Origin of the sequence: Shinella yambaruensis, from assembly GCF_050859155.1 — a bacterium.
In the GTDB taxonomy this organism is placed as follows: Bacteria; Pseudomonadota; Alphaproteobacteria; order Rhizobiales; family Rhizobiaceae; genus Shinella; species Shinella yambaruensis.
On sequence record NZ_CP150638.1, the window covers coordinates 2,751,748 to 2,764,561 of the forward strand.

A 12,814-nucleotide genomic window follows, 5' to 3' on the forward strand; every position below is an offset into this window, starting at 1 on the left:
CAATCCCCTAGATAACTGTCGTCGGCCAGCCGAAACCGAACCTGCCGATGTAATATCGATCATGTAGGTACTCGAGGTCCTGCTCCCAATGCCTGATGGCCTCGTCGTACTTGTCGTTGTCCTGATACTTGAAGTTTTTAGCGAACGAGGCGAGGCAGTGCGCCATCTTGTGCAGCCTGATGGAAGACCCGTTTGGTCCCCACTCGGCCATGTAAAGACGGTCGAAGACTGGCGGCAGAGCATTCTCAAAAATCCGGGACAGTAGAGCGTGTCTGTACGAAGAATGCTCCCCGTCCTTACCGACCTTGTATTCGAGGTATTTCAGCATGCCTTCGTGACGGAGGTCGCGATAGTGTCCGTTCCGTCGCCCGCCAGGCGCTTCAGTAGAGGGCCACCTGAAGTAGGCGTCGTCGGCCAGCGTCTTCGCGCGTCGTTCCCACTCCTTGGATATCGCCATCGCCATGATAGCGGCATCGCCGTGGAGATGTTTCTGCGACCTGTCGTCTGATATTCGAACGGCGTTCTTCCACATGCTCAGAAGCCTATACGGGTCTTGTCCCGGAAGCGATCTGACTAGACGTTCGACATCCATTGTTCCTGACATCCGCGCCGTCTTGGGCTGCGCCGTGCGTGCTTTCACCTTTTTCGACGGTTCGAAAGCCGGAATAGGCTGATCATCGGTATACGGTAGAGCGATAAGCTTTTTACCCTCCGCCCTGACGACCCCCACCTTCTGCAGATGCGCGATGACCAGACCAAACGCCTCGGAAAAACAGGTCGTCTTGAAGCTCCCCGGCTCGTAGACGCTGAGTTTGATCTTGTCAGCGGGGAAATTCAGCAACCCGGCGACTTTTTGTCGGACAACCGCCTTTTGCGCTGGGGCATCACGGATCGTGGCTACCGCCGCCTCCATGATTTTGCCCGCTGACGGGAGTTGTAGAGACGAAGGCTCTTGCGGGCGCACCTTCGGCGGCGCGACTGCTTTCGCGACCTTGGTGGACGTCGGGCGCGCCGTCTTGGTGCCTGTGAGGATCGCTACTGTTCTAGGCGTTATGGCGATTTCGACATGCGTGCCAGCTGAAGATGCTGCGCTGGCGAACCCCTTTTCCACCATGGATGCCGCATATCTCTCCAGGTCAGCTTGGGAAACGACACCACTTGTCCCGTCGTGTTGGAAATCGAGTTTTCCTGGTTGGATTGACACCGATCCCCCAAAGCCTCGTCGGGATACCTGGGCCGTCACTTCGGCTTCAATGCAGGCCTTGACGACATGCCAACGGGTAACGACCACCGTACGCCGAGCGGCACTTCTACGGGCTGGCTTCGTCCGCTTCGGTTTGGTCCTCTTTGCTTTCATCCCCGCTCTCCCCATAACGACAATAGGCAACGGCGCGGAACCCCGTCAACGTCGCCTCATATAAGCTTCCGGAACGGGGAAAACCGGGCTAGCCTCGCGACCTCAACACGATTCATGGCGCTGATGGCAACGAAGATAACCCTTGCTGACCTGACTGCCTGCGACGATGGCACTGTCCTCGTCGCCAAAGACGCCGTCGACGGATCACGGAGGCACATCTCACAGGTGGCAAACGGACTGCGTTGCGGATGCGTCTGCTATGGATGCGGGCGTGCTCTGGTCGCCAAAAACGGGGGAGACCAAAACCGTCATCATTTCGCGCACCAGCCAGACCAACTGACAGCCAATTGCGCCACGGCGGGTGAGACCGCGCTTCACATCCTCGGCAAGGAGATCATCGCCCGCCACGGCCGGGTCACAATACCCGAGACTTGGCTGACCGATCTTGACGGAAAGCGCATCGTCGTCACCCCTCGCCGATCAATCGTAACGGCCCGATTGCTACCGCGGGGAATATGTCTTGACGCGTGCGGCGATCTCTTCGTCGAGGACGAAGCAATCGAGGAACTCTTGCCATGTTTCCGCAGACCTACGCGCGTCGCTGAGCATCTGCCTGAGTTCGTCAACGCCATCGTCTGTCAAAGCTGACGTACTCTCGTCGTCACCGGTCACGACGCTGATGATATTGCCATAGGTCAGGTTGTCATCATTGCTGATGATCTCCCGGAGGAGGTCGACGTCCTCTTCGAGGATTTCGGCGACATAGTCGATGGTGAAGACGAATCTGACCGTTGCCATCAGGCGGCCTCGGCGCAGATGATCGCCGCTGTCGGCTTCCAGTTCCAGGGGAGCAGTTCGGCGAGGCGATTGATCTTGTGATCCTGAATGCGGTCGAGCACGTCAGCCAGATAGGCCTGCGGATCGAGGCCATTCATCTTGGCAGTTTCGATAATCGTCATGGCCCGCGCCAGGGTCTCTGCTCCAGTGTCGGCACCCGCGAAGAGCCAGTTTCGTCTTCCAACGCCGACAGGACGCAACGCCCGCTCGGCGGCGTTGTTATCGATTGCGACACGGCCATCTTCCAGGAACAGGCAGAATGAGGACCACCTGCTCAAGCCGTAGCGGAAAGCGCCGGCCAGATCGCTCTTGCCGGGGATGCGGGTCAGTTGCGCTTCAGCCCAGACGCGCAATGCTTCGACCTTTGCCTTACTGTGCTTCTGGCGCGCGGCAAGACGGATATCGGCAGACTTGCCTGCAACCTCGCGCTCGATGTCGTAAAGCGCACCGATACGGTCGAGCGCCTCGCGGGCAATCTCGGATTTGTTCGAGGCCCAGATATCGTGGAAGTCGCGCCGCCAATGCGCCCAGCATGAAGCCTCCCGGAAGCGGCGTGTCCCGTCCGGTCCGGCCCCATATAACTTCGCGTAGCCCTTGTAGCCATCGGCCTGAAGGATGCCGCTCGCTTGGCTGAGGTGACGGTGAACGTGCTCTTCCTTCCAGTCGGGAGCAAAATAATAGACCGCACCGGGCGGAGCTGCGCCCGCCCATGGGCGTTGGTCCCGGACATAAGTCCAGAGCCTGCCCTTCTTCACCCCTTTCCCCAGCCCCTTGTCGCGCAGAGAGCGATCCAGAACCCGGATCGGCGTGTCGTCGGCGTGGAGAAGATCACTGCTCATGATCGCCGCCTCGATCAACTCGATCAGTGGCAGGAGCACCCGCATGGCGCGGCCACACCAATCGACCAACGTGCTGTCAGGGATATCAACGCCCATGCGGGCAAAGATTTCGTTCAGGCGATAGAGCGGCAGGTGGTCGTCGAACTTCGAGACCAGGATGTAGGCGAGCAGTCCAGCGCCCGCCATGCTGCCCGGGATGGGGCGGCTGGGCGCGGGCAACTGCACCATCTTCTCGCAGCAGCGGCAGGACTTCTTCAGCCGGGCAATCTCGATGACCTTCATCTGCGCGGCGATCATGTCAAGGATTTCGCTGACGTCTTCACCGACAAGCCGCAATTCGCCACCGCAAGCGGGGCAGTGCGCGCCGGGATCGAGTTCCCTGCGCTCGCGAACGGCCTTGTCCGACACGCGCGGACGGCGGCGCATGGTCTTTTCCGGCATGATTGCCTCAGACGCGGCAGGCGCCGCTTCCTCGATCTCGGTGAGAGGCTCGCTGCTGCTTTCCGAGGCGGCAATCATCAGGTCCTCCAGCGCCAGTTCCAACTGCTGGATTTCCCGTTCGATCTTTTCCGACGATTTGCCGAAGCCATGCTTCTTCAGCCTGGCGATGCGCAGCCGCAGGGACTGGATCAACTGATCATGCGCCTGCAAGGTCGCCGACATCTTCGCGTTTTGCGCCTCAAGCGCGGCGATCATCGCCTTCAGGAAGGCCGGATCATCGGGAAGATTTTGGCTCGCATTCGACATGAACCTGACTACCACAGGTCAGGTTCAATATCCATAAAAACATGTAAATTCAGTGAGATAAAATCAACAAACACGGGCCGGAGGGGCGCCCCAGTCCGGCCGCCGCCAGTCAATGCCCTCCCACAACATCGCCATTTGCGCCGATGTCAGCCGCGCCGTCCCATCAGCGGCGGATGGCCACGGAAACCGCCCCTTCTGCAAGACCTTGTAATAGAGGCAGAAGCCTTGGCCATCAAAATAAAGAAGTTTCAAACGGTCACCACGACGCCCCCGGAACGCAAAGACAGCACCTCCCGTCGGCTTCTGGCGCAGCACATCCTGCGTCAAGGCAGCAAGGCCCTCAATGCCCTTTCGCATGTCCGTGACACCGCAGGCGAGATAAACACGAACACCTGTCCCAGGCCCGATCATGCCGCTTCAACCGCCCGGATGAGGTGGGTCAGGACCGTCCCATCCACGCCGCTGTCGAAGCGAAGGCTGCGCCCATGGTTCAACCGCAATTCGATCATTGCGGATGCACGCTCCGCCTCCTCGCGCGCGAGCGCCGCACCAGGCATGACGGATATGTCGACGGGAAGAAACACTGTATCGGCAGTCGGCGGCAACAGGCCTTTCTTCTTCAGCTCATGCCGCCAGGCGTAAATTTGCTGCCGCATCACGTCGTGCCGACAGGCAACCTCACTCACCGTCGCCCCGTCGAGACCAACTGACATCACAACTTCCAGCTTCGTCTCGTCACTCCAGCGCCGCCGCCGCTCCTTGCCGAGAATTTCCACACGCATTCCTTACCTCGCCCAAGACACGTCATTAACGACGTCGCTAATGACGTGTCTTAGCCAATCAGGCCGCTATCGGGCAGGCGGTGACAATCGGGCGGTTACGATCAATCGACCTCCGAGACATTCGACTTGAAACAGCCGAAGGTGAGGTCGTTCCCGACATCCGCGCCACAACGCCTGATGGCCGACAGCTTTTCATCGAGATCAAGAATACCCACGGCTGTCCTCCGGAGAAACTGGAGAAGCTTGCCAACATGGACGTGGATGTCCTCGAAATCGATGTTTCGGGCTACAGGGCATACCCCCTCGACGGTCTTGATGAGGTCATCATCGATATTGCGCCGCGCGAGGTCCTGCAAAGCGCCGCCATTGCGGCAAGGCTCGCAAAGCTCGCCGACGAGAAGGTCCGGCGAGAGGAAGCCCGGCTTGTAGAAGGCCGGCGCAAGGCCGCAGTCTACAAAGACAAGGATATGGGAGCATCACAGCGTGCGGCCGAACTTGCAGACTGGATGATCGAGATCGGGCTTTCCGAGTTCATGGACCTGGATGACATTCAGCCTTCAGCCTTCCTCGTCCCGCGCCGACAATGGCAGGCCGCGATCCTCTACAGACTGATGGACACGAAATACCCTGCCATGGTCGGCGCGGTGCAGATGCTGGACCGTCTGCGCGAACGGAATTGGCCGAAGCCCGCAATCAACGCGATGACCAACGAGGACACCACCTGGATCATCGCGAACGTCGACCCAGAGTTCAAGTCAGCCTACGAGGAGGTTCTGGCGTACCTGCGGCGACTGCACGCCGCCGACCTGGCGCATGAAGCCCGTGGAAATCGGTTCTACATGACGCAGGCGACGCTGAAGCGCATCGCGGATGTCATCATACATATCGAGCGCCCAGAGAAGCGTCAGGAGCAAGCAGAGGCTGTTTTACAGGCCATCCGTGATCTGATGATCCCCGACGACGGGGACTGGATAGAGTTCGACAGCTGGATCGAGAATCGGGCATCCCATTACGGGACCTCGACCGTTGCCCTCCTTCAGGACGAGGACAGCCAGTTCGACGAACTCATGGATACCCTTGGGACGATCCGCACCGCGATCACTCGGATGCAGGCGTTCAGGCAGGACGAGCCACCCGAAGACTTCGCAGGGCTTCCATTGGCTGGCCTATTCCTCCGCCTACAGGCTGAGCGGACGGAGGCCCGGGATCGCGCCGAGCGAGAACGCAATGATCGGCTCAAGCGGGAAGCCGACGCGCGGGTGTCCGAGATCACGGTTGCGGCTGGTCGAGAATTCGGAACCCCCACGGCATGGCTAGCGACGCCACTGCCCGACCAAGGCGGCAGGACACCGTCGGAGCTGGCCGCCGATAGCGCGGAAGGCCTCAGAAAGGCTCAGGTCGCGATCTCCCAGGTAAGGGAAGATCGGGAGGCAAAGGAGCGAGCCGAGGAGCGCAGGAAGGCGAACGTCCGACGGCTGGAGGACGAGGCCTATCGGCGCATCTCTCGGCAGGACGTCGCAAAGCTCTGGCTGAATAGTTCGAACAAGGACCTCGGCGGTTTGAAGCCTGTGGAGTGCTGCAAGGACGACAAGTCATTGCAGCGGGTTATGGACGTCTTGAACGCCTTTGTGGATGGCGAACAGAAGCGGCGGCGTCGCTGAAAACCTACATCGACATGCCGCGATCTCTCTGACGCTGCTTCTCTTCTTCCTGTTCCGACGGCCCCACGGGCCTCAATCCGCTGAGAGTGAATTCCCTGCCGATTTCCCGCATCTGTTCGGCCTGCTTCGTCCGGCTTGGTGACGTCTCAGTCCATTCTCCGCTCCTACGTGCGGCATCTTCGCGGCGTTTCAGTTCCGCGTGTCGAAACCTTTTCTCTTCAGCTTCCCGCTCGTCGCGTCGTTCCATCCAGTGCGCCTGCACCGCGACGCCGACTTCGGGCATAGGGATTGTCATCTCCAATACGGGACCGTCGTCTTCGGGTCTCGGCTTTTTAATGGCCCGACTTGCCGCTCTTGCACGCTCGGCCATCTGTTTGAAAATATTGTCCATCGGTTCTCCTCAACAAGAAAAGTTAGGAGTTGCGACGATCGTCTTCAAATCGGCCGGCTCGAAAGGCGGAGGCGGCTACATGTAGCGGGTGTAGTCCGAGCTGACCTTGCCGTCTGTCACATATTTCAAGACCTCTCCAACCTTGCGTGCGGCCCGGATCGGGATTGGCAGCTTCTGATTCATCTGGGTCGAGTTCCAATTGATCTTCGTCATCGAGAGCACCTCGGCTGCGATCTGGGCCACCGTGCTGTCGCTGGTCCTGTGCGGACACAATAGAAGAGGACGTGGATCATACATGCCCGGATAGGTCCCGTAATATGGAATGCTGCCGTTGGTATACAGCAAGCCCTTCCCGTCCAACTCGACAAATGTCCCGCGCATGACGGGGTAGTTGCCATCACGCATGACTTTGATCGATGAGGATTCCTGCACCCACACAAGGTCCTTCATCTCTGTGCCGACCTCGTCGAGCGCCTCCATGATGCCCTCGGCCTCTTCGTCGCGGAAGCGTGACGTCTTGAGTACAATGACGCGCGCCGGGAAGTTTTTGTGGTGGGTCTTATACGCAGCAAGGACTTCAGCGATCAGCGCCTTGGCGTCCTCGGCGATCATATAGGGGTGACGGCCACGGGTTTCTGTCAGCGCACGTCGCCCCTTGAGAATGAACCCACGGCCTCGCTCATCGAACATCTGGGCGGCACTGGTGAAGAGTTGCTGCCCTCCTGCCTCGCGATAGAAGCTGACCCCGATGTAGCATGCGGAGAACTCGCCATCCTCTGGCATACGCCGCCATGGAATGCGGCCGGACCCCTTGTAGTAAAGAGAAGTCATGATGTTCCAGCTGCGGCCTGCCTCGTCCTGGATTTTGCGGGCGCTGCTCTCCTTGACTTTCCTCGGAATGACGGCCCGCTCGTCTAGGACATCCTCCCAGACGATCTGGATCGGGAACCGGAGGTGCATGGCCTTCGCCTTTAGCATGCCGCGGAAGTTCGGCGCGTCCGAGCCGCCGCTGTCTTCCTTTTCGACCGTCTCGTCGGAGTCCACCTTCGCGTTCCAAACACGCTCGATAAGGGCGACCGGCAGTGCCACGACGGCCACGTCTGGACGGCTGCTTCCCTCTTCGATGGCGGTCAATAGCTGCATGATCTCGTCGACGGCCATTTCGACGGCCTTCGCGTGATTAGGCTCCTTCGTGATCTTGTCGATCTTCGCTTGGGTGATTGCCGACGTGGCGTCCTTCGCGATCTCGAACTTGCACCGATACGGGTTCTGGTTGCCCAAGCCCGGAAAGTCCGGGTGCATATTCGGATGCTTCTCGGATTTCCCGATAAAACCGGCGGACGCGGCGGCAAGGAATTTGTCCGTGTCTTCGACGGTTTTCGAGCTTCCGACCACAGCGATCTTGATGACGTCGCCATTAATGGTTTGCAACGGCCCGGCCACGACCAATCCACGACGAGGGTCAGGGTCTTGGAACTGGCCGCCGAATTCCAGCATCGGCTCTTCGAAAATGGTGGATGTGAACTTCATGGCCAACTCAACAGGTCCAGTTCTTTTTCGGTATCGTCCTTTTTGGGCGTCCCCCAGACGTCCTCAGGAACCTTGGTCGGCAATTCGATCACAGGCGGCGGGCCGAAGGTCAGCCACGGCTCGCTAGAGGCCTCTGCAAACAGGTCGTCGGATTTCGGCTCGAGGCTCGCAAGAAGCCTGTGCCACATGATGACCTGGCCCCGAAGAGCGGCGCTATTGTCCATGCGCTTCTTCCCTGAAAGCAAGGCGTCGGGATAGGTATGGGCAGTGAAGCCATCGAAAGTAAAATGATAGGTCGGCTCCAATACGAGGAACCACTCGTCATAAAAGCTTTCAAAGCGGGGGACGAAGGCGTGGTGCCTGACGAACGCGACCCGGTCTTTCTCGGTTTTGTTCTTCGCGACGTTCACCACGTCGGCTTCCGTTGCTTTCTTGGCCGATTGATATTTGAAAGTCCGCGGCGTATTTCGTGCCTTGGCTTTGAAGTAATACAGCTTCTTTTCCTTGTCCCAAGACAGCTCCTGACGCACCTGATGACCTAGCGCCTGCTTCAGGAGGTAGGAGAAGTTGTTGCGCTCGTCGACGTCCTCATGGAAAGCAAGCGCCTCGACTTCGATAGCTTCAACCTGATCGAGATCAACGATATTGCGACAGACCGAAGTTCTCGGGTCATGGAAGGACCAGAAGGCGTCGCCCTTTATCACCCAGTCGAAGCGGGCAGGTTCGTCGGCCTCCAACAGAATAGCCGCCGCCTGTTTCCTTGTGTGTGAAGTGGTAGACACAAAGACCTCGGTCGGTAGTCTGACGGGCAGCATGTTGACGAGGGCGTCCTCACCGCCGCCGAGAGGCGGGACATAGTAACCGAATCCCGATTTCGGCACGGTAAGCGCCCCAAGTCGATCGACGGCATTTTTGTCGAGTAGGTCCTCCCGCTTGCTGAAGTTGAGGCGGCGGTCCTGAAATTCCTCGCCGCGCGGGATTTCCTTCCAGAAGAACGTCTCGTCGGACTGCCGGTGCAGTACGATAATGATCGGGAGGTTGCTCCCGCGCCAATAGACGAGGTCCTCCTTTTTCAGAAGATAGTGGAATCCGTTGGCGTCTTCGCCCGGGTATTTCCCTTCAGCCGTCGTCTTGACTTGGACCGCAATCATCTTTGCGAGCGGCCTTCCGTGGTCCATAACCTCGACGATCGCGTCTATGCCGGCTTCGAGCCGCGACCGCGGATCGAACTGGAACCCGATCTTCAGGAACTGGAGCTTCGCCGCTGTTTCGCCGATCTCGCCGACAAGCTGATTCTGCGTAACATTCTTTGCCATAAGGCAATGATAGGCAGAGGTTTCCGCGAGTGCCAATGACCAAAAGACTGTGTTCCGCTATTTTTTTACTTCGGGTTTTGAACGGTATGCACGCCGATATTTTAAGGCTGCAGTGGAGCGAGACTTTTGCCACCCCTCCCGCCAGCCTCGTCGAGGCCCACCGCAGGATGAAGCAGGCGGAGCTCGATTGCGGCAAGAAAATCTGATTAGCTAGGCCAAGTACGAAGACTTGGCCTAGAGGCGCGCCGGCTCCGCAGAACGCGGCCTCACTCGATAACGGCGAGCTTACCTTCGGAGCTGACTTCAAGCGGCAAACCTGTCCAGTTCGCTGTATCGAGGAGCGACGGATCGCAATGTTCCGCAGCAGCCAGCTCTGTCGAGAAGAGGAAAACGCTCGCCGAGATCGGCTTCCCGAGATTGGCTACCGGGAGCTCTGCTTTCAGTCCAAGTTGTTTAGTTTCCTGCCTGAACGTCGCGCGGAGCGTTACCGCCTCGGTCTTCATGGTGAGCGGCGTTCCATGCAGCGTCGCGATGACGTAGAGGGCGAGAAAGGTCCTTGCTTCGCGAAATCTGATCGCATCGGCGTCATCAAGATAATCATGGAATTTGAGGACATGGACGAGGTCTTCCATAAGCGAAACGTCCGTGTAAGCGACATTCCAGATAAATGTCCGCCCCAGATAATTCAGTACCCGACGCTCCTTGTCCTTGAGAACGCCGCCGTCTTCAGCTTTGCTAAGTGCCGTCTTCAGCGCCGCTTTCGCCTGCCCCTTGTCGAGACCGACCGCGTCCTTGATTTGCTTCTCCGTGGCGACCCTCAATGTCGCCTGCACGGCCTCTTTGATGTCTTCAAGGCTCGGCGTTATCCCGTTCTCCGTCAAAAGCCAGTGTCGGCAGCTCAAGAGCATATCCCTCGCCCGATCTGTGACTTCACCTCTGCCGCGTTCCTCTCTGTGCGCGATGAAATCGCCGACATCGCGGACGCTGAGCCGCCCGCAATGGTGGGTGCGGAAAAACAGGAAGATATTGACGAAGTCTTCGTGCCGACCTGTCCCCCGCGCGATCCGATCTACACGCCGCTTGATATCCGTATTTCGCATTTCGCTGTCCCTCGCTATTGCGGCCACACACACATCAGGCCGACTAATCACTATGAAACCGGGAAGCCGGCGAGCCATGCAACTCCAAAAGACGCCCAATATTAACCGAGTGCCGGACGATGCCCACAGCGCGTTGCAATTCGGGTGAACCCGAGTTCAAGGTCTATATTTTTCGTGATCCTAAGTTGCAGTACCGCTCGTTTTCACCATAGACTTAGAATGTTGTTGGAGGATCGCCAGTTGAAGCTTTCGAAGGCCCGTGTCACGGATTATCGCAGTGTAAAAGATTCCGGCTGGATCGATTTCGAACAGTCGAAGACAATCATGGTCGGCCCAAATGAAGCAGGAAAGTCGGCGATTCTCCGCGCGCTGCAACAAATTAACGCACCGGTAGGCACAGCCACGTTCGACGTTTTGCGAGACTATCCACGTAAAGATTACAACGATATCACGACGAAAAAGGTGGACCCAGCAACAACGGTGGTGGTCGTTGCCCACTTCACCCTTGACGCTGACGACAAAGCGTCAATCGACGAAGACTTTCGACAAGCGACTTACGTATTCACTAGGTACTTGGACAATACGTGGACCCACACCTTCGAAGGCGGTCCGGAACGCCCAACCACAGAGGGCATCGCCAAGGACTTGCAGCGACTGGCAGCGCATATAGACACGCGGCAGAAGGACGACGAAGAAAAATCCAGCACACTGTTGGAGACGGCACTGGCCAAATGGTCTGGCGGAAACTATTGGCTTCAGGGGGATGTCGCCACGGCCGTATCGACTTGGTTGACGAAACACCTGCCGCTCATAGACGAGGCTAACGAAACTGAGGAAGCGCGATACGACAAGCTCCTGAAATTAACGAAGCTCGCGGCTCGACGGGATGCCGCTCTTCAGACCCTTATGAAGGCGATCCCAGTTTTTGTGCTGTTTTCAAACTACTATCGCGTACGGCCACTTATTCATCTTGATCATCTGGCGACGCGTATCGAACAGAAGCTGTTGGATGACGATCAGTATGACTATGGAAACGAGTGCCTACTGAAATTGCTTGGTTTTACGGCGCGCGAGCTTTCCAAGCTTGGACGAGCGCCTGAACCAGGTGCCGCGGATCAAGACGCACTGAAGAAATATAGGGACCAACTCGATCAACGATCCTATCAACTGAACGCCGCAAGCGTCAGGCTGACTTCGGAAATCGTGAACGTATGGAATCCAAATCCAGATAGAGCCGAGGCCAACCGACTTAGGATCACCGCGGACGGCCAGTATCTGAAGGTTGTCGTCGAAGACGAGTTGGGCGTCGAGATCGAGCTGGACCAACGTTCGGAAGGCTTCCAATGGCTGGTGTCGTTTTTCGTGGTGTTTTTCTCGGAGACTGCAGGGAAGCATGCCAATGCGATCCTTCTCCTTGACGAGCCAGGAATGAGTTTGCACGCGCTTAAACAGCGCGATTTCCGCGAGACAATTTCAAAGTTGGCGGAGGCGAACCAGACTGTTTACACCACTCACTCGCCGTTTCTCGTCGGCCCAGATGAGCTTGATCTGGTTCGGGTCATTGAAATGAAAGATCGTCGAACCGGAACCAAGGCCCACACGACGATTACCGCCGCCGACCCCGCTGCACTCCTGCCTCTGCAGGAAGCCTTGGGCTACGATCTCGCACAGAGTCTCTTTGCCCAGCAACGTAACCTCATACTCGAAGGCCTCACCGACTTCTGGTACATTGAGGCGACGGCTGAGATGCTACGGCAGGACAGCATTGCCGATCTGAACTCCAAGATCGCACTCGTACCGGCTAATACGGCCAGTAAAGTGGTTTACTTCGCAACTATCTTGGTCGCCCATAATCTAAAAGTCGCGGCGCTCCTCGACTCTGATAATGCTGGTGATCAAGCCGCTAAACAGGATGTCCTCGTTCATAGATTGGGCGCGAAACGTATCTTGCGCACTACGGACTTCACAGCTCCTCCTGTTCCCAAGGCCGAAATCGAGGACTTGCTCCGCGATACCCTTGTCAAAGTGGCAGCGTCAGACCTCGGGATCGATATTTCGGCGGAGGCTACCGCATCGCCGACCACTCCGGTTGTTGACCTATTAACGAGGAAAGGAGGGGCCAATTTTTCGAAGTATAAACTGGCCAAAGCCTACGTAAAATGGACCAGAGATCACTCATCGACTGATCTAAGCGAAGCCGAGCGGAATGGCTGGTCGAAGCTGATAAACGCGATAAATGCGGCTTTGAAATAGC

Annotated in this window: 12 protein-coding genes; 3 read left to right on the plus strand and 9 right to left on the minus strand. The window is 57.8% G+C overall.

Annotated elements, in window-relative coordinates; translation table 11 throughout:
• Nucleotides 1-7 precede the first annotated feature (7 nt).
• The 5 genes from WMC41_RS13485 to tnpA form a co-directional block, all read right to left on the minus strand.
• Nucleotides 8-1,357, minus strand: a complete 1,350-nt coding sequence (locus WMC41_RS13485; RefSeq protein ID WP_432343890.1) for a hypothetical protein — start codon at nucleotides 1,355-1,357, stop codon at nucleotides 8-10.
• Between the two features lie 501 nt (nucleotides 1,358-1,858).
• Nucleotides 1,859-2,155: a hypothetical protein gene (locus WMC41_RS13490; protein WP_277920737.1), complete on the minus strand. Its 297-nt coding sequence runs from the start codon at nucleotides 2,153-2,155 to the stop codon at nucleotides 1,859-1,861.
• On the minus strand, nucleotides 2,155-3,780 hold the full coding sequence (gene tnpC, locus WMC41_RS13495) for an IS66 family transposase (protein WP_432343892.1): 1,626 nt from the start codon (nucleotides 3,778-3,780) through the stop codon (nucleotides 2,155-2,157). The genes WMC41_RS13490 and tnpC overlap by 1 nt, the downstream gene beginning before the upstream one ends.
• Before the next feature lie 63 nt (nucleotides 3,781-3,843).
• Nucleotides 3,844-4,137 (minus strand): IS66 family insertion sequence element accessory protein TnpB, encoded by a 294-nt coding sequence (gene tnpB / locus WMC41_RS13500; protein ID WP_432343894.1) that lies wholly within the window; start codon nucleotides 4,135-4,137, stop codon nucleotides 3,844-3,846.
• Nucleotides 4,138-4,187: 50 nt separating this feature from the next.
• Nucleotides 4,188-4,562 carry an IS66-like element accessory protein TnpA gene (gene tnpA / locus WMC41_RS13505; RefSeq protein ID WP_277920734.1) on the minus strand — a complete coding sequence of 125 codons (375 nt, stop codon included), beginning with the start codon at nucleotides 4,560-4,562 and terminating at the stop codon, nucleotides 4,188-4,190.
• A 251-nt stretch (nucleotides 4,563-4,813) separates the two neighbouring features.
• On the opposite strand from tnpA, the gene WMC41_RS13510 reads away from it, so the two are divergent.
• A complete protein-coding gene (locus WMC41_RS13510) occupies nucleotides 4,814-6,223 on the plus strand; it encodes an antitoxin Xre/MbcA/ParS toxin-binding domain-containing protein (RefSeq protein WP_432343898.1) in 1,410 nt (469 codons plus the stop codon).
• Between the two features lie 4 nt (nucleotides 6,224-6,227).
• Here the strand turns inward: WMC41_RS13510 and WMC41_RS13515 are convergent, their stop codons facing one another.
• The 3 genes from WMC41_RS13515 to WMC41_RS13525 form a co-directional block, all read right to left on the minus strand.
• On the minus strand, nucleotides 6,228-6,614 hold the full coding sequence (locus WMC41_RS13515) for a hypothetical protein (protein ID WP_432343901.1): 387 nt from the start codon (nucleotides 6,612-6,614) through the stop codon (nucleotides 6,228-6,230).
• 75 nt (nucleotides 6,615-6,689) lie between these two features.
• A complete protein-coding gene (locus tag WMC41_RS13520; protein ID WP_432343903.1) occupies nucleotides 6,690-8,144 on the minus strand; it encodes an argonaute/piwi family protein in 1,455 nt (484 codons plus the stop codon).
• Nucleotides 8,141-9,460, minus strand: a complete 1,320-nt coding sequence (locus WMC41_RS13525) for a DUF4365 domain-containing protein (protein WP_432343905.1) — start codon at nucleotides 9,458-9,460, stop codon at nucleotides 8,141-8,143. The genes WMC41_RS13520 and WMC41_RS13525 overlap by 4 nt, the downstream gene beginning before the upstream one ends.
• A gap of 35 nt (nucleotides 9,461-9,495) precedes the next feature.
• Between WMC41_RS13525 and WMC41_RS13530 the strand changes: the two genes are divergently transcribed.
• Entirely contained in the window at nucleotides 9,496-9,666 is a 171-nt protein-coding gene (locus WMC41_RS13530; protein WP_432343906.1) for a hypothetical protein, read from the plus strand.
• Between the two features lie 60 nt (nucleotides 9,667-9,726).
• On the opposite strand, the gene WMC41_RS13535 is transcribed toward WMC41_RS13530, so the two are convergent.
• Nucleotides 9,727-10,560 carry a hypothetical protein gene (locus WMC41_RS13535; protein ID WP_432343909.1) on the minus strand — a complete coding sequence of 278 codons (834 nt, stop codon included), beginning with the start codon at nucleotides 10,558-10,560 and terminating at the stop codon, nucleotides 9,727-9,729.
• Nucleotides 10,561-10,800: 240 nt separating this feature from the next.
• On the opposite strand from WMC41_RS13535, the gene WMC41_RS13540 reads away from it, so the two are divergent.
• Nucleotides 10,801-12,813, plus strand: a complete 2,013-nt coding sequence (locus tag WMC41_RS13540; protein ID WP_432343911.1) for an AAA family ATPase — start codon at nucleotides 10,801-10,803, stop codon at nucleotides 12,811-12,813.
• Nucleotide 12,814: the final 1 nt, after the last annotated feature.

Coding starts and splice junctions, on each gene's coding strand:
- WMC41_RS13485 (WP_432343890.1), bottom strand. CDS start 1,357: ATGAAAGCAAAGAGGACCAAACCGAAGCGGACGAAGCCAGCCCGTAGA.
- WMC41_RS13490 (WP_277920737.1), bottom strand. CDS start 2,155: ATGGCAACGGTCAGATTCGTCTTCACCATCGACTATGTCGCCGAAATC.
- tnpC (WP_432343892.1), bottom strand. CDS start 3,780: ATGTCGAATGCGAGCCAAAATCTTCCCGATGATCCGGCCTTCCTGAAG.
- tnpB (WP_432343894.1), bottom strand. CDS start 4,137: ATGCGAAAGGGCATTGAGGGCCTTGCTGCCTTGACGCAGGATGTGCTG.
- tnpA (WP_277920734.1), bottom strand. CDS start 4,562: ATGCGTGTGGAAATTCTCGGCAAGGAGCGGCGGCGGCGCTGGAGTGAC.
- WMC41_RS13510 (WP_432343898.1), top strand. CDS start 4,814: ATGGACGTGGATGTCCTCGAAATCGATGTTTCGGGCTACAGGGCATAC.
- WMC41_RS13515 (WP_432343901.1), bottom strand. CDS start 6,614: ATGGACAATATTTTCAAACAGATGGCCGAGCGTGCAAGAGCGGCAAGT.
- WMC41_RS13520 (WP_432343903.1), bottom strand. CDS start 8,144: ATGAAGTTCACATCCACCATTTTCGAAGAGCCGATGCTGGAATTCGGC.
- WMC41_RS13525 (WP_432343905.1), bottom strand. CDS start 9,460: ATGGCAAAGAATGTTACGCAGAATCAGCTTGTCGGCGAGATCGGCGAA.
- WMC41_RS13530 (WP_432343906.1), top strand. CDS start 9,496: ATGACCAAAAGACTGTGTTCCGCTATTTTTTTACTTCGGGTTTTGAAC.
- WMC41_RS13535 (WP_432343909.1), bottom strand. CDS start 10,560: ATGCGAAATACGGATATCAAGCGGCGTGTAGATCGGATCGCGCGGGGG.